A 19,993-nucleotide genomic window follows, 5' to 3' on the forward strand; every position below is an offset into this window, starting at 1 on the left:
TACCAGAATGCTCATGCGTTCGACTCCTCTTAAAGCACCTTGGCTTCGTTTTTAAGTTTATCGATCAGTTCGTCCACGGAGGCGACTTTAATACCGCCTTTGCGCTCGGCCGGGGATTCCACCTTGAGCAGGCTGACCTTGGACGCCACCTCAACGCCGTAATCAGCGGGGGTTTTGACGTCCATGGGCTTTTTCTTGGCCTTCATGATGTCTGGAAGCTTGGCGTAGCGCGGCTCGTTCAGGCGCAGGTCGGTAGTCACGATCGCCGGGAGCGTCAGCGCAATCGTCTGCAGGCCGCCGTCGATTTCACGGGTGACGTTGACCTTGTCACCGTCGACAGCCACTTCCGAGGCAAACGTGCCTTGCGGCAGGTTGGTCAGCGCGGCGAGCATCTGGCCGGTCTGGTTGTTGTCGGTATCGATCGCCTGTTTCCCCAGAATCACCAAACCCGGCTGTTCCTCATCGACGACTTTGGCCAGAAGTTTGGCGACCGCCAGCGACTCGGCCCGTTCGTCGGTTTCGATATGCAGCGCACGGTCGGCGCCCAGCGCCAGCGCGGTACGCAGCTGTTCCTGCGCGGCCTTGGGGCCAATGCTGACGGCAACGACTTCCGTGGCCACGCCCTTCTCTTTGAGGCGCACAGCCTCTTCCACGGCGATTTCGCAGAAGGGGTTCATGGCCATTTTGACGTTGGTAAGATCCACGTCGGAGTGATCCGCCTTGACACGGATCTTGACGTTGTAATCGATGACGCGTTTAACCGCGACGAGTACTTTCATAGGTTCCTCGCTTGGCTGGTGGCAAAAGCCGTTTACCCAAGTCGGCACCCGCTTTGCGGACACCGCTTATAAAAGAGTCAGCCTCGCCATGGTGACGTAATGGCAAGGCTTCGATAAATTCATGCAAGCGTTTGATAGGTACGCAATCAAAAAACCCTATCAATTTGCCACAGCCTGCTGGGTGGCAACAATACCCATTCTCAGCGCAATGGTCGAAGGGCTGCCCTAAATAGCACTACCTTTGGCTCACTTAGCCGGAAAGGCGGGTTTTACCATCGTAGGCGTGACCTGACACAGGTATTATGCCTATCATGGAGTATAACCAGAAGCAAACGACCGTTTTAAATTAAGGCCGTGTTTTTATAAGGCACTGCACTTATGAGAATAAGGAGAAACCAGGTGGAAAATGTTGAACGCGATGTCATGGACTTTGATGTAGTGATTGTTGGTGCGGGTCCGTCCGGACTTTCCGCAGCCTGCCGCCTGATGCAGCAAGCCAATGAAGTCGAACAGGAGCTGACCGTTTGTGTCGTGGAAAAAGGCTCTGAAGTCGGTGCACACATTTTATCCGGCGCTGTTTTTGAACCGCGGGCTCTGGCGGAGCTGTTTCCCGATTGGCAAGAGCGTGGCGCTCCCTTAAACACCCCCGCCACTCGTGACGATGTTTACCTGCTTAAAGACGCGCACAAAGCTCAAAAGCTGCCAAATGCCGTAGTGCCTAAGAGCATGCACAATACGGGCGGCGATATGACCCGCTATGTGATCAGCGCCGGCAACCTATGCCGCTGGCTCGCCGAACAGGCAGAGAGCTTGGGCGTTGAAATCTTCCCGGGCTTTGCCGCACAGGAAGTGATTATTGAAGAAGATGCCGTACGCGGAATTATCATTGGCGATATGGGTGTGGCCGCTGACGGCACGCCGAAAGATGGCTATATGCCCGGCATGGAGCTGCGTGCCAAGTACACGCTGTTTGCCGAGGGCGCGCGTGGCCATTTAGGCAAGCGCCTTATCGAGCACTTCTCTCTTGATTCAGGGCGCGATCCGCAACACTACGGCATCGGCCTGAAAGAGCTGTGGGACGTACCCGCAGACAAGCATGAACCTGGGCTGGTGGTACACGGGTCTGGCTGGCCACTGGACAAAAACACCCACGGCGGTTGGTTTCTTTACCACGCTGAGAACCAGCAGGTGGTAGTAGGCCTGATTATGGATCTGGGTTACCAGAACCCTTGGCTTTCACCTTTTGATGAGTTCCAGCGCATGAAGCACCACCCGACGCTGAGCCAGTACCTGGAAGGGGGCAAACGAGTTGCTTACGGGGCGCGTGCCTTGACGAAAGGCGGTTTTAACAGCCTTCCGAAAATGACTTTCCCTGGCGGCCTGCTAATCGGCTGCGATGCAGGCACATTGAACTCCGCCAAGATTAAGGGTTTGCATACAGCAATGAAGTCCGGGCTGGTAGCCGCTGAAAGCGTCTTTGAAGCGATTAAAGGCGGTGACGAAGGTGCGCAGGAGCTTGTGAGCTTTACTGAGAAATGGCAAGCCAGCTGGGCGTATCAAGAGCTCAAAGAGACTGCTAGCTTTAGCCCGGCCATGCATAAATACGGCACGGTGGGTGGTGGCGCCTATAACTTCGTCAGCCAGTTGCTGGGCAACAAACTGCCCAATGTGCACGACACGTCTACCGATCATGGCGCGCTAAAGCTTGCGTCTGAGTTCGAAAAAATCAACTACCCAAAGCCTGACGGCAAGCTGTCTTTTGATAAGCCCTCTTCGGTGTTTCTCTCCAACACCAACCACGAAGAGGATCAGCCGTGCCATCTGCGCCTTGATGACCCCAAAATCCCTATCCAGGAAAACCTGCCCAAGTACGCCGAGCCTGCTCAGCGCTACTGCCCAGCTGGGGTTTATGAAGTGGTGGAAGATACGGCGGGCGAACCACGCTTTCAGATCAACTTCCAAAACTGCGTGCACTGCAAAACCTGTGATATTAAAGACCCGGCCCAGAACATCAACTGGGTAGCGCCAGAAGGCGGCGGCGGCCCCAACTATCCGAACATGTAATACCCACACCTGCTCTTTAGAGCACGTCCAAACGCCAGCCTAAACCTTACACGTTCAGGCTGGCTGAGCGGGCGGCTCCAGCCGCTCAATGGGGGCCCGGCGAGCAATCAAGCGTCGCCGTCCTGCCTGGACAAAACGTACATCAATCACCGGATCAGCAGGGTTACCCTCAACAGACGCAATCTCTCCCTCACCAAATACCGCATGATGCAGCCGCTGCCCTGGATAAAAGGGTTCGCCCGGCGCATAAGAAGCCTTGGGCTCCCGAACCTCAGGCACCGCGAGGGTAATGTCATCGCGCCCCAAGCGCTCTAGATAGCGTTTAACAATAGCGGGTGACGCCACGCTCAGAGCAGCGCTGCCAGGCGCACTCTGCGCCAGACACTCAGCAATACGCATACTGTCCTGCCACGCGCTTTCAGCGATAAAGCGGCTTGGGCGATGCGCACCGCCATCGTGCAATACTATTAGCTGCTCTTCTGCACGGGTAATCGCCACATAAAACAGCCGTCGCTCCTCTTCCAAGCGCTCATCACTTAGCGGCGTTTCACGACTATAGTGGGGGAAATCTTCTTCATTGACGCCAGCCACCACAACCAGCGGCCACTCCAGCCCTTTGGCGCCGTGTACGGTTGAAATCAGCACGCCCCCCGCCTGGTTTTCAACCGGGCGCTCTAAAAGCTCAATAAACGCATCCGGGTCTTGAACGCTTTGCGCCTGCTCGATCAGCACGTCCAGAAGACGCACATCCTCTTCGCCTTTATCACGCCGTGCCGCAGCACGTTTTAAGGTCTTCTCGGCGTCGATAGTTTCCACTACATGACTGAGTAGTTTGGCCGGCGGCCAGGCGCTTAACCTGGGAAGCTCACACAATAAAGCCCAGCGTTTTTTTAGCGTACGCCGTTGCAGAGGCTTTAGCTCCGTGAGGACGGGGTCACGCCGCTCTGGCCAGCTCTGTGTAGTTGCCAGCTGATACGCCAAGCGCTGTAGCCGATCGCGCGCCACGAAGGGCGTGGGCTGCGAAAGCAACAGCAGCAGATGTTCAGGCTGATGGAGAAGTTCGGGACGACGCGAAAGCTTTAAATAGCCGACCAATGCCTGCACCAGCGGCAAACGAAATACAAAGCGGTCTTCACGCAGCAGACGAAACGGAATGCCCGCCTGGAGAAGCGCCAATTGAAAAGGTACGGAAAGCGCCCAGCTACGCACTAAAAGACTCACCTGGTTAAAGGCGCGGCCCTGCGCTTTCCAGTCTATCAAGGTATCCAGCAATACGGTATTGCCCTGCTCGACCGACACCCGCGTATTCGGGTTATACGGCGCGGCCAAACACAGCTGATCAGGACGCCGCCGATTAGCCACGATCGCGTGGTTCGCGGTAAGCGCCAGCGCGTGACCGTGGCGGAAGGTCGTGGAAAGCGGGTAGTCGGTTGCCTGCCCAAACGTGGCGGTAAAGTCTTCCAGCATGGTATCCGGCCGGGCGCCGCGCCATTCATAAATGCACTGGTTAGCATCACCTACCGCCATTACCGACGCCGTACTGCCCGCCAGCACTGCCAAAAGGCGTTGCTGAGCGGCGTTGATATCCTGATACTCGTCAATAATCACGTGATCCAGAAAGCCTTCGACCCGCTGGCGTAGTGTATTGTCAGCTTCCAATACCTGTAGCGGCCGATACAAAAGATCGGCGTAGGTCATCAGACCTTCGTTACTGAGCATTTTTTCCGCCTCATCAAAGGCGGCAGGAAAATAATCGGTATCGGGCTCAAAATTAAGCCGCTCATAAAGCGCTTGGGGCGCGGCCATTTCAGCTTTAACCAAGTTACAAAAATGCGCCAGCGCTTCCAGGCGGTCACCTTCAATCGCCGCATCGCGGCGCTCCACGCTGTCACGCAGCACATTGATACTCGCCTGGCGCAGCAAGCGCTCCAGCTGCCAGTCAGCCGAGAGTAACCGCCGTGGAGCAAGCGCGCCCCAGCGGCACAGGCTTTGAGTAAGCCGGTGACCCAGGGAATGAAAGGTGCGCACGGCGGGCAATACCTGGCCGTCAGGCGCCATCTTGACCAAGCGCTGATGAAAGTCATCGCGCGCCGAGCGGTTGAACATCAGTACCAGCATCCGTTTTGGCTCTACGCCGCTGGCAAGCAAGTGCAAAACCCGCGCTGCCATAGTGGTCGTTTTGCCGGCCCCCGCGACAGCCGCTACCCGCGCATGGCCACCGTTATGATGCACTACGGCATGCTGCTCAGCGGTTAACTTCACGAAACCTCACTTGGCGAGCCATCATCCATAGCGTCCACCTGGCCTAGCGGATACCAGTCACCGGCGCTCCAAATACCCACCTCACACTGGCCGTTAGCAAGTTCCCGGGTGCTGGAGGCCTCAACCAATTGGTAAAACACATGGCGATGCAATCTGGCCGCCAGCCCATAACGCACGCTGACTTCCGGTACCCACTCCCCTTGCGGCGTCTGACTAATGGATAAAGGATGCGCTTGGTCCAGACGTACGACATCATCAAACTGGGTGGTAAACCACCAGGCGTCATCACGAAAATCGGCCTCGACCGCCACGAAAGGCAAATCTTCCACCTGAACGCGCCAGCGCTCAACCGGCGTCACCAGGCAAACACCGTCTGAATCATGGCGTAAAAGCGTTGATAGCAGGCGCGCAATATTCGGCCGGGCAAACGGCTGCCCTTCGTGCAGCCAGGTACCATCGGCCTGAATCACAATATTGATATCACCCGACAACGCCGGCTGCCATTGATCTAAAGGCGGAATACTGGCCGCGCTTTGACGTTGCTGAAGTAGTCGGTCAATATTCATCGCACCCACCTTACGCTTGCACAGTTTAACGTGATGACACTAACCCAGCCTGCGCCAGCGCATCTTTGATATGCGCCGGGGCATCGGGCACTGCCGCTTTAAAAAGCTGATAGAAATTAGCGGTTGTCTGCATGGCCACCTCATCAACACTCACCCCGCGCTCCTTGGCGATACACTCCGCCACCTCGACCACCCACGCAGGCTCATTGGGTTTGCCACGGTATGGCACAGGCGCCAGATAAGGGCTGTCGGTTTCAATCAATAGACGATCAAGCGGCAGTTGGCGAGCCAGCTCACGCAGTGATGCGGCGTTGTTGAAGGTAATAATACCTGACAACGAGATATAGAAGCCAAGCCGCACGGCCTCGCGAGCCATATCCAAATCTTCGGTAAAGCAGTGAAGTACGCCCCCGACCCGCGGGTTACTGTGATCGCGCAATAAGGCGAGCGTATCTTCTTTAGCTTCACGAGTATGCACGATGACCGGCAGTTCAAGCTCCCGCGCGGCCACCAAGTGACGCTTGAAGCGTTCATGCTGCACAACAGCCGACACGCTGTCCTGATAGTGATAATCGAGCCCCGTTTCGCCAATGGCCACCGCGCCATATCGCTCGGCGGCTTCTTGAATATCGCTGACGCTGGGTTCCTGCTTAGGCGTGTGCAGCGGATGCAGGCCTGCCGAGATAGCGACATCAGCATGCTCGCGGGCAATCGCAGCAAGCCCCGGCATATCGTCAAGCGTTACCGCAACCGCCAAAAACTGGCTGACGTCGGCCGCCCGCGCCGCGTTCAGCGTGGCGGCTATATCGCCTCCATGGGTATGTTCAGATAAACGATCTAAATGACAGTGCGAATCAACAAACATGAACGTCTCAGCAACAATAAAGAAGAATAAGGCAGGATATTAAAGCGTAAACGAGGGAGTCGTAGAACTTACCTCTGCCAGCAACGTTTCGATACGTTCGCGCAGAGCATTATCCTGTGAGCGAAAATGCACGCCAATGCCAGGCGTACGCTGGGTGTCTGCTTCGCTGGGTGTCACCCACACAACATCACCCGAAACGGTGATCCGCTCGGTTTCATTCGGCAACGTAAGTAGTAAAGTGACCTGATCGCCCAACGCATACGGCGTTTTGGTGGGAACAAACATGCCCCCACGGTCTAAAAACGGCATATAGGCAGACAATAGCGTAGCAATATCGGGCACGGTCAGGGCAAGGGCTTTGTGAACATTCATATCATCCTCGCGCGCCATAGAAAATTACGACCGCAGTAGCGCGGCCCAACGCACTAGCCAGGCTTCCAGCACCAGCTGCGGATTGGGGTTGGCTCCCACCGCCAACAGGCGCCGCTGTTCACGGGCGTAGTCCAATAAACGAAACCAGTCCTGAACACGGCCGTTTTTAACCGCCTGACGATAAAGAGGCTCTAAATCGGGGTTGTGTAATACGTCCGCTTCGCCGGAGATACCCAACCGAATGAGATCTTCAAGCCAGGCAATACCGTACCACAGGATGGCATCAATCGCCTGACGATCAAGCCGCGCGGCTTCTGATACCGGCTCAGCACCGCGCACCAGCTGCTCAAAACAGTCATGTATCTGATGGCGCAACGCCCGCTCTTCAGGCGAAGCCAACTCAACTGCCAACAGTGGCAAACCACCCGACACACGCCACCAAAAATATGCCTCATCCTGGCTGCCCAACTTCTCGATCAGCCAGCCTCGCGATGCCTCGAATGCGACATTGGGCAATGACCACTGCTGACACCGCGAGCGTATGGTGGCCAACATGCGCGAGGGCACATCAGACAGCAGAATAAATAGCGTCTTGGCGCCCGGCTCTTCGAGGCTTTTCAGCAACGCATTGGCAGCGGCGATGTTCATGCTCTCAGCAGGAGAAATCACAATCACGCGATAGCCGCCCTGCTGGGCGGTCTGCGACACAAACCGATTAACGTCGCGGATAGGGTCAATACGTATCTGTCGTTTGCCCTCTTCAGGAGAAACGCGCAGCAGATCAGGATGGTAGCCCGAGGCCAGCATGGAACAGCTGTGACACTGGCCGCATGCCAACACATCGGGGTTTGCGCATAGCGTGCGGGCAATCAATGTCTCAGCCAGCTGCTGCTTACCCACGCCGTGGGCGCCGCTGAGCAAAATCGCATGCGGCATACGCCCCTCATCCGCCAGGCGCACCAGCTGTCGCCAAGTGGCTTCCTGCCACGGCAGTATGCCGGTTAACGCCATAGCGCTATCCGTTCGGCGAGCGTGTCGTGAATATCGGCTTGCACATTGGCAAGTGACTGATGCGCATCAATCAGCGCAAAGCGCTCCGGTTCGGCGTCGACTCGGGCCAAATAGGCTTTACGAACAGCCTGGAAAAATTCGCCACGCTCCTGCTCAAAACGGTCACGCTGCTCGTTTTGACTATTTAAACGTGACTCAAGGCGCGATTGCGCGGCAGTTAACGGCATGTCCAGCAGCAGGGTCAGATCAGGTGCGAGCCCCTTTTGCACGAACGCTTCAAGTTGGGCAATCCGCTCAACCGGCATGCCTCGCCCGCCCCCCTGATAGGCAAAGGTTGCGTCAGTAAAGCGATCACACACGACCCATGCCCCGCGTTCCAGCGCCGGGACTATTTTTTCGGCCAGATGCTGGGCACGCGCGGCAAACATCAATAAAAGCTCAGCATCGGCATGTAACGGTTCCTGCGGAGCAGGGTCGAGCAGGAGCGTACGGATCGCTTCGGCGCGCGGCGTACCACCTGGCTCCCGCGTACTTACAACCTCAAAACCCTGCGCTTCAAGCGAGGCGACCACAAAGGCCATATTGGTGGATTTGCCTACGCCTTCGCCGCCTTCCAGCGTAATAAAGCGTCCCCGCTTAGTCATTGCGATCCCTTAATCAACGGTTGCGAATATAACGATTAACCGCATTATTGTGCTCACGCAGCGTGCGTGAGAACTGGTGCGTACCATCGCCACGCGATACAAAATACAGCGTATCACCGGGCAGAGGATTAACGGCCGCTTCAAGCGACGCCCGCCCCGGCATGGCAATCGGCGTGGGCGGCATACCATTAATCACATAGGTATTGTAAGGCGTGGCTTCGCGCAGGTCGGCATAGGTAATACGCCCCGCGTAGCGCTCACCCATGCCGTAAATCACGGTAGGGTCGGTTTGCAGGCGCATGCCCTGCTCCATACGGCGCTTAAAGACACCGGCAATTTCACGCCGCTCTTCAGGCGCCCCGGTTTCCCGCTCGATAAGCGATGCCATGATAAGCGCCTCGTAAGGCGATTCAACGGTCAGGTCTTCTGCACGAGATTCCCACACTTCCTCTAAAATACGCTCCATGCGCGCAAGCGCTTGACGCAGAAGATCGACGTCATCCATCCCTAGGTGATAACGGTACGTATCGGGGAAAAACCAGCCTTCTGGAAAGGTACCTTCCCGGTCCAGCAGCGCCATGATCTCTTCATCACTCATATCGGCCGTTTGATGGCCAAGCTTTGGCGCATTATTGAGCAGCTCACGCAATTGATTAAACGTGCGCCCTTCGGGAAGCGTTAATGCATAGGTAACTACATTGTTACTGCCTAACAGCGCGATCATCTCAAGACCGCTCATCCCGGGTGTCAGCTGATACTCACCCACGCGAAGACGCGGAACGCGCTCTGGATGAACCCGTGCCAGCAATTGAAATGCCCAGGCATCATCAATAATGCCTTGAGACTCTAACTGCGCTACCACCTGATTAAAGCCAGCACCGGCGGGTACTTGGTAAAGAACTGGCTCATCAAGCGTTAAGGGTGCTTCCAGGCGGTTTTGCCAATACAGATAGCTACCTGCCGCGACAGCAACGCCCAACACCAGGATAATTCCAACAGCGGCCAATAACCGTTTCAACGTTTCACCTCAACAAAATAAGTTAGGGCTTACTGCATAGGAGTTGGCGCATAGCCCAACAGGCGGTGCGCCAGCGTTTGAAACTTGTCGTGCCTATCGCCCTGAAAGCGTTGCAGGCAAACATTGTCTTCCGATAGTAACGTGTGAACGGGCCAGACACCCTGCACGGAGTTAGCCACCCAAACGCGCTCCATCCTGGGTAGCAATTCAAGTGACAGGCTGGCTTCACTGACAGCGCCCTGATCAATTAACGCGCGACGCAGTGTGCCCGCCACGCCGCATTTATCCAGCGGCGGCGTAAACACCTGCCCTCGCTGTTGCCAGAACACGTTCATGCTTGTCGCTTCAACCAGCTGCCCTTGCTGATCGGCAAGCAAACCTTCGGCAATCATGGCATCGCGCCATTCCTGACGCGCCATTACGTTTTCAAGCCGATTTAAATGCTTGATACCGGCTAAAGCAGGCTGATGACCCAGACGTAAACAGCATATACGCACCGTTACCCCATTTTTCCAGCGTTCAACCATGGGGGCAAACACAGTCCGTTGGCTTAGTAAACGGGGCGCTGGGGGATCGGGTAGCGCATACCCTCTTCCACCGCTTCCCCGGGTGACGATCAGTTTTAATACTTCAAGCGGTGCCGTGGCCTTGCCCTGCCAAGTGGCTTCGATCGCCGCCTGGCAGGGAGTGGGGATACCCAGACACTGACATCCACGCACCAGCCGTGCTACGTGATACGGCCAAAGCACCGGCTCGCCGTGACGCAGTAGCACCGTTTCGAACACGCCATCCCCATACGCCAGTCCGCGGTCATCAAACGGTACCTGAGGCAGGGTCATCTTGCGTTATACCTTTTTAAACAACAGCGAACCGTTGGTGCCGCCAAACCCAAACGAGTTGGACAGCGCAACATCAATACGCATGTTACGCGCAGTGTGCGGCACATAGTCCAGGTTGCAGCCTTCCTGGGGGTTATCCAGGTTAATCGTGGGCGGTGCCACCTGATCACGAATGGCCAGAATGCTGAATACCGCCTCAACAGCGCCAGCAGCTCCCAGCAGATGCCCAATCATGGATTTGGTAGAGCTTACCGCCACATTCTGAGCAGCGCTGCCCATTACCCGCTCAACAGCCCGGCTTTCAGCCAGATCGCCCGCTGCCGTGGAGGTTCCATGTGCGTTGATATAATGCACTTCGGAAGGATCCATTTGAGCATCTTTAATCGCATTACTCATGGAAAGCGCAGCCCCGCGGCCATCTTCAGGCGGTGCCGTCATGTGATAGGCATCGTCACTCATGCCAAACCCGATAAGTTCGGCGTAGATATTCGCGCCCCGCGCTTTGGCATGTTCGTACTCTTCAAGCACCAGCACACCGGCACCGTCAGAAAGTACAAAACCGTCGCGATTTTTATCCCACGGGCGGCTTGCCGCTTCAGGATCATCATTACGCGTTGAAAGCGCTCGGGCGGCCGAGAAACCTCCCAGGCCAAGCGGTGTAGTCGCCATTTCAGCACCGCCACAGATCATGACATCTGCATCACCATAGGCAATGGTACGCGCGCTATAGCCAATATTGTGCGTGCCACTGGTACACGCAGTCGTAATGGCAATATTAGGGCCCTGGAAGCCATGCTGAATCGCCAGATTGCCCGAGATCATGTTGATGATGGAGCCCGGCACGAAAAAAGGTGATACGCGACGAGCGCCGCCCTTATTCAGCGCATTGTGGTTATGCTCGATCATGGGCAGGCCACCGATGCCCGACCCCATCGCCACCCCGATACGCGGTGCATTCTCTTCTGTGCAGGCAATGCCCGCATCTTGTATTGCCTGAGCGCCAGCCGCCATGCCGTACTGAATGAACAGATCCATCTTGCGGGCTTCTTTAGGATTCAGATAAGGGCTAATATCAAAATTCTTAACCGAACCACCAAAGCGTGTATTAAAGCTACTTGTATCAAAGTGCTCAATGGGCGCGATACCGCTCTTACCGGCCGTAATATTCGCCCACGTTTCATCCACGCTATTGCCCACTGGGGTCACCAGGCCTAACCCAGTTACCACTACCCTTCTTCGCGCCATTAGCTTTCCTCCAGGCATCCATGGTGACTCGACCCATCCGGGTCATTTTCAGCAGAAATCAGATGACTAGTATAACGGAGATTGAACGTTATGTTCACGGTGAAGCACAAAGCAAAAAAGCCGCCCTTTAAAAGGGCGGCTTTTAAGGGGGGTGCTAGCACCACACCCTCGTTTGATGCATCAACTTGCCCTTACTGGTGGGCGTTTACGTAGTCGATGGCTTCCTGAACAGTGGTAATTTTTTCCGCTTCTTCATCAGGAATTTCAGTATCGAATTCCTCTTCCAAAGCCATTACCAGCTCAACAGTGTCAAGCGAGTCAGCACCCAGGTCTTCAGTGAAAGAAGAGCTGTTCTGGATATCTTCTTCTTTAACGTTCAGGCGCTCTGCTACAACTTTCTTAACGCGCTCTTCAATAGTACTCATTAACGTACTCCAGTCGTTCACATTAGCCGTTTTGGATAACCAGCTATTTGGAAACCGCAAGCCAAAAGCTGCGGGGTAGTTTATAGACGCCCTTAGACAGAAGCAACCGCTAAGCCTAAGGCCATCAACGCATATTCATGCCGCCGTTCACATGAAGGGTTTCACCAGTGATGTATCCTGCAGCATCGCTGGTAAGAAACCCTACTGCGGCAGCGATTTCTTCTGGACCGCCTAAGCGGGCCAGCGGAATCTGTTTCAACAGCATTTCATGCTGAGCTTCTGGCAACGCTTCGGTCATATCGGTAGCAATAAAGCCAGGCGCTACCGCGTTAACGGTAATCGCACGGGAAGCCACTTCACGAGCCAACGCACGGCTAAAGCCTTCCATGCCTGCTTTCGCAGCGGCATAGTTAGTCTGGCCCAGGTTACCCATGGTTGCCACTACCGAACTGATTGACACAATACGTCCAAACCGTGCTTTAGTCATACCGCGCAAACATGCCTTGCTTACACGATAGACGGATTTAAGATTGGTATCCATTACCGAATCCCATTCATCCTCTTTCATGCGCATCAGTAGGTTATCGCGAGTGATCCCTGCATTGTTGACCAGAATCGTCGGCGCTTCAAAACGCTCGGCAATATCTTTGAGCACTGTATCAATGCTCGCCTGGTCTGTCACATTCAGACAAACACCAGCGCCTTCGATACCGTTTTGCTTTAAATCAGCATCGATTTTTTGGGCACCGTCCTCGCTGGTCGCGGTACCAATCACTATACGGCCCTGGCGACCCAGCTCATGAGCGATCGCCCGACCAATACCACGACTGGCACCAGTAACAAGCGCAACCCTGCGTTCTTGCGTCATAACGTTTAGCCTTTAACTATTTGCTTTTTAACCACTCAAAAAGCAAGGATAGCGAAAAATTGCGGCGTATTAAGCACCGTTAGCCTGTGCTTCACGAGCCAACTCAAGCGCTGAATCCAAACTATCCGGGTCATTTACCGCCAAGCCTTTGGCTCCGCGGGCGATGCGTTTATTTAGCCCGGTTAACACTTTACCAGGCCCACACTCGATAAACACATTAACAGACTGAGCTACCATGGTTTCAACACATGATGACCAACGAACCGGCTGGTAGAGCTGCTCAATCAGCCGTGTGCGCAGTGTATCAATATCAGCATGCGCCTTCGCATCGACATTTTGCACGACAGTATAGCGCGGGGCACGAAACTCAACGCTTTGCATAGCCTCCGCCAACCGCTCGGCCGCCGGGCGCATCAATTCACAATGAGACGGCACTGAAACCGGTAGCGCCATCGCTCGCTTAGCGCCCGCTTCCTGGCAGGCCACAATGGCACGCTCAACGGCCGCCTTACTACCGGCAATGACAACCTGACCAGGCGAATTATAATTAACAGCGGAAACAATATCGCCCTGTGCAGCATGGGCACAAGCTGCTTCTACCGCATCATCAGCAAGCCCCAAAATGGCCGCCATACCACCTTCGCCGACAGGCACGGCGTCCTGCATGGCTTCGCCACGCAAGCGAACCAGCTGAACACCTTCAGCAAAGCCCATCACGCCCGCACACACCATGGCGCTATATTCGCCCAGGCTATGCCCGGCCATGATAGTGGGCCGCGGGCCTTCCAGCTCCTGCCACACCCGCCAAATCGCAACACTAGCAGAAAGCAGCGCAGGCTGCGTACAGGCAGTTGCGTTTAGCGTTGCCTCGGGGCCCTCCTGGACGACTTTCCACAAGTCGTACCCAAGTGCGTCCGAAGCTTCCTCAAAAGTTGTTCCCACCACACTGTAGCGCTCGGCCAGCTCTCGCAGCATTCCAAGCTGCTGAGAGCCCTGCCCGGGAAAAATGAGGGCAAGGGGTTGAGACATGTCGTTCACCTTTGCTCTTGTAGGCATTTGCTCATTTGAGCGATAGGCGCGGTTACGGGCACATCCTGCTGCCACCTGTAACCCGCAAAATACGTTCTAACGTTTTATTATCTAGTCGAGTAACATCCCTACTCTGATGCCTACGTTCAGTTATCGGGCACCTAAATCTAGGCTTCACACCTGCGCCATTAGCGACGCTCCCAGCGGCCGGCGATTCGTGCGGGCAGATTATGCTCCACCTCGCTTAGCGCACGCTGGATAGCATAGTAGAAACCATCCGCCTGGGTACCACCATGGCTTTTCACCACGATACCCTTCAGGCCAAGCAAACTTGCCCCGTTGTAACGCACAGGATTTAATTCCTGCTTCAGGTATCTAAGCACAGGCTTGGCCAGTAGGCTTGCCAGACGTCCACTCAGGCGTGATTCAAACGCCATCTGTACACGCTCTACCAGCATACGGGTCAAACCTTCGCTCGCTTTAAGCACTGCATTGCCTACAAAACCGTCGCAGACAACCACATCAAGCTCGCCATCAAACAGATCACCGCCCTCGGCATACCCCTGATAGGCAAAGGCCGTGTCATCAGGATACTCACGCAAAATCCTGTCGGCCTCGCGCACACAAGCATTACCCTTGGTGGCTTCTGAGCCCACATTAAGCAACGCGACGCGGGGCAGCTTTACGTCATCGACGCACTGCGCCATTGCAGCACCCATTACCGCAAAATCAACCAGACGGTGCGCCGGCGAATCCACGTTAGCCCCCAGATCCAACAGATAGCAGCGGCGGCCGTGGCGCGCTGGAATCGCGGTACTGATTGCAGGCCGGGAAATTCCGGGAAGCGTGCCCAGCTCGCGTCGCGCAAGGGCTACTAATGCTCCTGTATTGCCTGCACTGACACCGGCATCGGCCTCACCAAGGCTAAGACTTCTTAGCATACAGGCCATACTGCTCGTCTGCCCATGGCGAAGCGCCCAGGCAGCACTGGATGTCTGGGAGATACTTAACGGCGCATCACTTGCCACTAAACGTGACGTTGCCGCAGCCAAAGGCTGCGGCAAGCGTGAAAGCTCAGCAATCACTTGCTGACGCGGGCCAAACAGAGTCAGCTCAAGATCAGGATGTTCCATCACTGCTCTTGCCGAGCCTTCGATAACGGCACGAGGGCCTTGGTCGCCCCCCATCACATCAATCGCTAGGCGCACGTAGCACCCACTCTATTTGGCCGCTTTACCGGACAGTTAAGGCTTATACCTCAACTACCTTACGACCACGGTAGAAACCATCGGCAGCTACGTGGTGACGCAGGTGCTTAGTACCGGTTTCCGGGTCCTGAGACAGTGTCGGAGCGGTCAGCGCATCGTGGCTACGACGCATGCCGCGCTTGGAACGAGTTTTACGGTTCTTTTGAACTGCCATGGGTGTTTACTCCAAGGTATATAGGATAAGTGGTGCTTACTTTTTGCCCTTCAAGGCGTCTTTGCTTTTCAAGACATTGAGCACCGCGAAAGGGTTCGTGGCGGGCGCCGCTTCTTCCGCCTCGCCGCCTGTTTTGCTGACCAGCTGCTCCGCCGAGACATGACATTCAGTCTCCTCGTGATAGACCACCTGCGGCAAGCTGAGGATAAGCTCATCCTCAACAACCGTGAGTAGATCCAGCTGTTCATTTTCCACCAGCACCGGCTCATGGCTGGCAGGCAGCTCGGCGGCCAAGGCTTCGTCAGTAATCATCCCAAGCAGGAAGTCACTGGACACGTCTTGACTTAGCGGCACCAAGCAGCGACGACAGGGCAATGCCAGCGTCGCTTGCAAATGGCCACGAATTTCACGACGACCTTGGGCATCCACACCAAATTCCAGGACAACATGACAGTCGCCTGTTTGGTCACCTGCCTCTTCGGCAAGCCGTGGCAGCTTAGTAAGTGCCACTAAGCCTTCTAGTCGTTCGTGGCGGGCTGCAAGCTTATAAGGCTCAACCCGGCTGGGGAGTTGTGAGGTCAACATAGGCGCGCAATGATAGGCACTCCCCCCGCTGGTGTCAAAGCTGTCAGCATAATTCTTCATGGTTTATCGCACAAACCTGCAAATTAGGCACGGCTATCGGGTTTAGCTACACTCACTTTTCATTCCCAATGGCTTAGGAGAAAGAGCGTGCCGCTTACCCAAGACGCGTCATTAGTATTGGCATCAAGCTCTCGCTGGCGGCGAGAACTACTGGACCGCCTGCAGCTTCCCTATCAGTGTTATTCGCCAGATATCGACGAAACGCCGCACGCGAATGAGTCGCCTAAAGCGCTTGTGCATCGCCTCGCACTCAGTAAAGCCAACGCCGTGGCAGAACGCTTTCCTGACCACTATATTATCGGCTCAGATCAGGTGGCGGTATTTGAAGGCGATATTCTTGGCAAACCGCATACTCAGGAGCGCGCCTGCGCCAATCTGGCACGCTTTTCAGGCCAGCGGGTTACCTTTTTAACCGGCCTTGCCCTACTTGATACGCGCCAGCAGCGCCACTACACCCATATCGAGCCTTTCTATGTGGTCTTCCGCTCGCTAACCGAGCGCGAGATCGAGCGCTATGTCGCGCTCGAGCAACCGCTGGACAGCTCAGGCAGCTTTCGCATGGAGGGCTTAGGGATCACCTTATTTGAGGCCTTAGAAGGCCGCGACCCCAATGCACTGATAGGCCTGCCGCTAATTGCCCTTTGCAGCATGCTGCGCCAAGTGGGCATCAGCCCGCTTGGCGCTGAATAGCAAACCTACTGGGCCTGATAGCGAAGCGGTGAGTTAGGCGCTTGAAGGCCTAATACACTGGCTGCCACTTGCGTAAAGCGTCGCGTCAAACGATCAAACGGATCAAGGCGCGGCGTATAGTCTTCCCAACTTGCTTCACCGACATGAGCGCGGGCGACCTCCTCAAGACTGCCCATCTGATCGACAAGCCCTAACTCAAGACCTTGCTCGCCGCTCCATACCAGGCCCGAGAAAATTTCTGGTCGATCGCTTAGACGATCGCCACGCCCTGCCCTGACGTCATCAATATACTGTTGATGGGTCTGGGTTAGCACGCCCTGCCAGAACGCCTCAGCGTCATCATCCAAAGGCTGAAAAGGGTCTAGAAAGGCTTTGTTCTCGCCAGCCGTCATAACGCGGCGCTCAACCCCGATACGGCTAATGGCATCCTGAAAGCCAAACCCTGCGTAAATAACCCCAATGGAGCCCACCAAGCTCGCCGGTGATGCAATAATTTCATCGGCTGCCGAGGCGATATAATAAGCCCCGCTCGCGCCAATATCTTCGATCACCGCCAATATCGGCTTATCGCCCTGTTCACGCAGACGCATAATTTCCGCGTAAATGCGCTGTGACTGTACCGGACTTCCGCCAGGGCTATCGATATGCAGCACAACGGCTTCGGTATTATCTGAATCCCAGGCGCGATTCAGCCCCCGAATGATCCGCTCGGCATTTGCCGGTGCATCGCTGGCAATAACGCCATTAACTTCAACGACGCCCAGGTGACGTTGCAAGGTAGATGAATCGCCCGCTGGCGCCCAGAAGACGTTATATACGACGGTCGCGACTAGCGCTAATATCAGAAACAGCGTCATAAACCGGAAAAACAGCTTCCAACGCCGCGAACGACGCTGCTCGGTCAATACGCCGCCAATCCAGCGATCCATCATCTCGACTTGAGCCAGCCGTTGTCGCTCACGTAGCGTTTCAGCATCATCGCCTGCGGCACCCACCGAAGCAGCTTCATCTGTATAAGCCGCCACGTCAGGGCCCTGTGTCCAGCGATCATGATCTGATCGACCAGGCGCGGGCCTATCTGCAGGACTTTGGTCTGCAGGACTTTGGTACCCATCAGCATCACTGCGGCGCCAATCATCACTCATATATCATCCTTTTTGAGTCTAGGAACGCCAGGTCATTGACCATCCACCCAACGTCGCATCATCTATCCATACAGCCAGCCAAAAAGATCCTCAACGTTATGAGCGACCCATTTAGGCTGGCTTGCTGCTAACCGCGCCGGCGTATGAACACCGTACGTTACCGCCACACGGTCCATGCCGACGGCCCTCGCCATTTCCAGATCATATTCCGTATCGCCCACCATTACCGCACGCTCTACGGGTACGCCAAGCTCAACAAGTATCTCGTTAAGCATTTGCGGGTGCGGCTTTGAGCGCGTTTCATCAGCGGTACGACTGGCATGAAACCAGGCACCGCTTCCCGTTTCGGTAAAAACACGATCAAGCCCACGGCGGCTTTTACCTGTAGCCACAGCCAGACGCTGCTGCTCGCGCTCACGCAGGCGCGCTACTTGCGCCTCAACACCACTAAAAAACGGCATGGGCGTTGTATTCCCACTCACAAAGTGGTGCGAATAGCGCTGGCGCAAGCGTTCCGCCTGAGCAGGCAAAATACCCGGGCATAGCTTGGCAATGGCTTCAGGCAGCCCCAAACCAATAATATCCTCAACCGCTGCGGCTTCAAGCTCGCCCCACTCTGCTTCCTGGGCTGCTGCCTGCATGCAGGCAACAATCTTGGGCACCGAATCCATCAAGGTGCCATCCCAATCAAAAATAATCAGCTCGTAGCGCATGAACGCTCCTTATCGGCGTGCGCGTTTCAGTATGTCTTCCAGCACATCCGGCAGCGGCGCTTTAACCGTCACCGGGCGGCCGTTGGTAGGCTCTGGAAATGTTAAGGAGCGGGCATGCAGAAATAGGCGACTAACCCCCAAGTGCTTCGTCAAATGAGCACTTTCGCGCGTTGAATACTTGTCATCGCCCAATAGCGCGTGTCCGGCATGAGCAGCATGAACGCGAATCTGGTGCGTTCGCCCGGTGACCGGCTCAGCTTCAATCAGCGTGGCTTTTTCAAAGGTTTCAACAACGGCGAAATGGGTACGCGATACTTTGCCGTTAGGATCGACCCGCACCCGCCGCTCGCCGTTACCCGCATCGAAACGGTCAAGACGAGCACTTTCATAGGTTTTACGCGCAGGCCAACGGCCATTGACTAACGCCAGATAGCGTTTGTCCATGCCGTGCTTTTTTAACGACTCGTTGAGCGTTACTAGTGCATCGCGAGATTTAGCCAGCAGTAAACAGCCCGATGTATCACGATCAAGCCTGTGAACGAGTTCTAAAAAGCTCAAATCATCACGCACTTGCCGCAGCGCCTCGATCAAACCAATCTTCACGCCACTGCCTCCGTGCACGGCAAGCCCGGAAGGTTTGTTGAGCACCATCCAGTCAGGGCCTTCCATAATGACGCTGCCCACCAAGACATCACGCAGATTATCGCTAACTTCCTTTACGGCTTCGCGAGGCGCCAGACGCAAAGGTGGCACACGCACCATATCTCCTGCCTGGAGGCGATAATCTACTTTGACGCGCTTTTTATTAACCCGCACCTCACCTTTACGCACGATGCGGTATATCAGCGCTCTAGGAGCACCTTTCAGGCGAGTCATCAAAAAATTATCGATTCTCTGACCCGCTTGTTCCGGGGCGATATCCACCCACTGTACTTCACGCCCTTCGGCCATTGCCGCGCACTCCTGCTGTGTCTCGATGATGCTAGGCTAAAAACGGCATTCTAACGTAGACCCAAGGGCATTGCGTCAATTGCTGGTGGTTGTCTTTACTGTTATATTCCAAATCGTTCACCCGCTAAGCGCGGAAGGCTTGTTGAGTATTCCTGTTTTCACAAGTGTTAATGCCGCGTTTAGCTTAAGCGCCTGCCCGACCAACACGCAGGCCTGAGCACAAGAAGCGGCGTCAGTGTACGCACTGCCTGATTCTTAACGTATTAAAAAATGTAGTTACTCTGCCGCCCTTATTCACAAGTACGACAGATAAGGACGACAGATTTGCTAACGCTTAGCCTAAAACGGCAAGCGATTGCTTAATAAAAACGCCACACTCAGAACCGCTTCGCCTTTTCGTCACAAGGCATTGGCCAATTCTGGGTGACAAGTTCAACGCT

At 55.4% G+C, this 19,993-nt stretch carries 21 protein-coding genes; 2 read left to right on the forward strand and 19 right to left on the reverse strand.

Going from position 1 to position 19,993, the window contains the following annotated elements:
- Positions 1-29 precede the first annotated feature (29 nt).
- A complete protein-coding gene (locus tag INT33_RS01165) occupies positions 30-779 on the reverse strand; it encodes an electron transfer flavoprotein subunit beta/FixA family protein (RefSeq protein ID WP_018915819.1) in 750 nt (249 codons plus the stop codon).
- Positions 780-1,178: 399 nt separating this feature from the next.
- Here INT33_RS01165 and INT33_RS01170 point away from each other — a divergent pair, with 399 nt between their 5' ends.
- A complete protein-coding gene (locus INT33_RS01170; protein WP_193090942.1) occupies positions 1,179-2,843 on the forward strand; it encodes an electron transfer flavoprotein-ubiquinone oxidoreductase in 1,665 nt (554 codons plus the stop codon).
- 54 nt (positions 2,844-2,897) lie between these two features.
- Here the strand turns inward: INT33_RS01170 and INT33_RS01175 are convergent, their stop codons facing one another.
- From INT33_RS01175 to INT33_RS01245, 15 genes are all read right to left on the reverse strand, one after another.
- Positions 2,898-5,105, reverse strand: coding sequence for an ATP-dependent helicase (locus tag INT33_RS01175; RefSeq protein WP_193090943.1), 2,208 nt, complete (start codon positions 5,103-5,105; stop codon positions 2,898-2,900).
- On the reverse strand, positions 5,102-5,671 hold the full coding sequence (locus INT33_RS01180; protein ID WP_193090944.1) for a DUF1285 domain-containing protein: 570 nt from the start codon (positions 5,669-5,671) through the stop codon (positions 5,102-5,104). The genes INT33_RS01175 and INT33_RS01180 overlap by 4 nt, the downstream gene beginning before the upstream one ends.
- Before the next feature lie 25 nt (positions 5,672-5,696).
- On the reverse strand, positions 5,697-6,536 hold the full coding sequence (locus INT33_RS01185) for a TatD family hydrolase (protein WP_193090945.1): 840 nt from the start codon (positions 6,534-6,536) through the stop codon (positions 5,697-5,699).
- Positions 6,537-6,575: 39 nt separating this feature from the next.
- The gene (locus tag INT33_RS01190) at positions 6,576-6,908 is read right to left on the reverse strand and encodes a PilZ domain-containing protein (protein ID WP_193090946.1); all 333 of its coding nucleotides are present in this window, start codon (positions 6,906-6,908) and stop codon (positions 6,576-6,578) included.
- Positions 6,909-6,932: 24 nt separating this feature from the next.
- A complete protein-coding gene (locus INT33_RS01195; protein WP_193090947.1) occupies positions 6,933-7,919 on the reverse strand; it encodes a DNA polymerase III subunit delta' in 987 nt (328 codons plus the stop codon).
- Complete coding sequence (gene tmk / locus INT33_RS01200) at positions 7,910-8,563, reverse strand: dTMP kinase (protein WP_193090948.1); 654 nt, start codon at positions 8,561-8,563, stop codon at positions 7,910-7,912. Before tmk ends, INT33_RS01195 begins: the two co-directional genes overlap by 10 nt.
- 13 nt (positions 8,564-8,576) lie before the next feature.
- Positions 8,577-9,581 carry an endolytic transglycosylase MltG gene (mltG, locus tag INT33_RS01205; protein ID WP_192537308.1) on the reverse strand — a complete coding sequence of 335 codons (1,005 nt, stop codon included), beginning with the start codon at positions 9,579-9,581 and terminating at the stop codon, positions 8,577-8,579.
- A 29-nt stretch (positions 9,582-9,610) separates the two neighbouring features.
- Complete coding sequence (gene pabC, locus INT33_RS01210; protein WP_192537306.1) at positions 9,611-10,420, reverse strand: aminodeoxychorismate lyase; 810 nt, start codon at positions 10,418-10,420, stop codon at positions 9,611-9,613.
- Positions 10,421-10,426: 6 nt separating this feature from the next.
- Entirely contained in the window at positions 10,427-11,665 is a 1,239-nt protein-coding gene (gene fabF, locus INT33_RS01215; RefSeq protein ID WP_192537304.1) for a beta-ketoacyl-ACP synthase II, read from the reverse strand.
- Positions 11,666-11,856: 191 nt separating this feature from the next.
- Positions 11,857-12,090 carry an acyl carrier protein gene (gene acpP / locus INT33_RS01220; RefSeq protein WP_008956801.1) on the reverse strand — a complete coding sequence of 78 codons (234 nt, stop codon included), beginning with the start codon at positions 12,088-12,090 and terminating at the stop codon, positions 11,857-11,859.
- Positions 12,091-12,214: 124 nt separating this feature from the next.
- Entirely contained in the window at positions 12,215-12,958 is a 744-nt protein-coding gene (fabG, locus tag INT33_RS01225) for a 3-oxoacyl-ACP reductase FabG (protein ID WP_192537302.1), read from the reverse strand.
- A gap of 69 nt (positions 12,959-13,027) precedes the next feature.
- The gene (fabD, locus tag INT33_RS01230; protein WP_192537300.1) at positions 13,028-13,987 is read right to left on the reverse strand and encodes an ACP S-malonyltransferase; all 960 of its coding nucleotides are present in this window, start codon (positions 13,985-13,987) and stop codon (positions 13,028-13,030) included.
- 188 nt (positions 13,988-14,175) lie between these two features.
- Positions 14,176-15,195 (reverse strand): phosphate acyltransferase PlsX, encoded by a 1,020-nt coding sequence (gene plsX / locus INT33_RS01235; RefSeq protein WP_192537298.1) that lies wholly within the window; start codon positions 15,193-15,195, stop codon positions 14,176-14,178.
- A gap of 43 nt (positions 15,196-15,238) precedes the next feature.
- Positions 15,239-15,409 carry a 50S ribosomal protein L32 gene (rpmF, locus tag INT33_RS01240; protein ID WP_192537296.1) on the reverse strand — a complete coding sequence of 57 codons (171 nt, stop codon included), beginning with the start codon at positions 15,407-15,409 and terminating at the stop codon, positions 15,239-15,241.
- 36 nt (positions 15,410-15,445) lie between these two features.
- Positions 15,446-15,994: a YceD family protein gene (locus tag INT33_RS01245; protein ID WP_018915803.1), complete on the reverse strand. Its 549-nt coding sequence runs from the start codon at positions 15,992-15,994 to the stop codon at positions 15,446-15,448.
- 147 nt (positions 15,995-16,141) lie between these two features.
- On the opposite strand from INT33_RS01245, the gene INT33_RS01250 reads away from it, so the two are divergent.
- Positions 16,142-16,744 carry a Maf family protein gene (locus INT33_RS01250; RefSeq protein WP_192537294.1) on the forward strand — a complete coding sequence of 201 codons (603 nt, stop codon included), beginning with the start codon at positions 16,142-16,144 and terminating at the stop codon, positions 16,742-16,744.
- A 5-nt stretch (positions 16,745-16,749) separates the two neighbouring features.
- Here INT33_RS01250 and sppA read toward each other — a convergent pair whose 3' ends face one another.
- The 3 genes from sppA to INT33_RS01265 all read right to left on the reverse strand — a co-directional run bounded on the left by sppA (position 16,750) and on the right by INT33_RS01265 (position 19,553).
- Positions 16,750-17,889 carry a signal peptide peptidase SppA gene (sppA, locus tag INT33_RS01255; RefSeq protein ID WP_193090949.1) on the reverse strand — a complete coding sequence of 380 codons (1,140 nt, stop codon included), beginning with the start codon at positions 17,887-17,889 and terminating at the stop codon, positions 16,750-16,752.
- Between the two features lie 62 nt (positions 17,890-17,951).
- Positions 17,952-18,602: an HAD family hydrolase gene (locus tag INT33_RS01260; RefSeq protein WP_192537289.1), complete on the reverse strand. Its 651-nt coding sequence runs from the start codon at positions 18,600-18,602 to the stop codon at positions 17,952-17,954.
- A 9-nt stretch (positions 18,603-18,611) separates the two neighbouring features.
- Positions 18,612-19,553, reverse strand: a complete 942-nt coding sequence (locus INT33_RS01265) for an RluA family pseudouridine synthase (protein WP_018915799.1) — start codon at positions 19,551-19,553, stop codon at positions 18,612-18,614.
- Positions 19,554-19,993: the final 440 nt, after the last annotated feature.

It is taken from the genome of Halomonas colorata, from assembly GCF_014897985.1.
Classification (GTDB): Bacteria; Pseudomonadota; Gammaproteobacteria; order Pseudomonadales; family Halomonadaceae; genus Vreelandella; species Vreelandella colorata.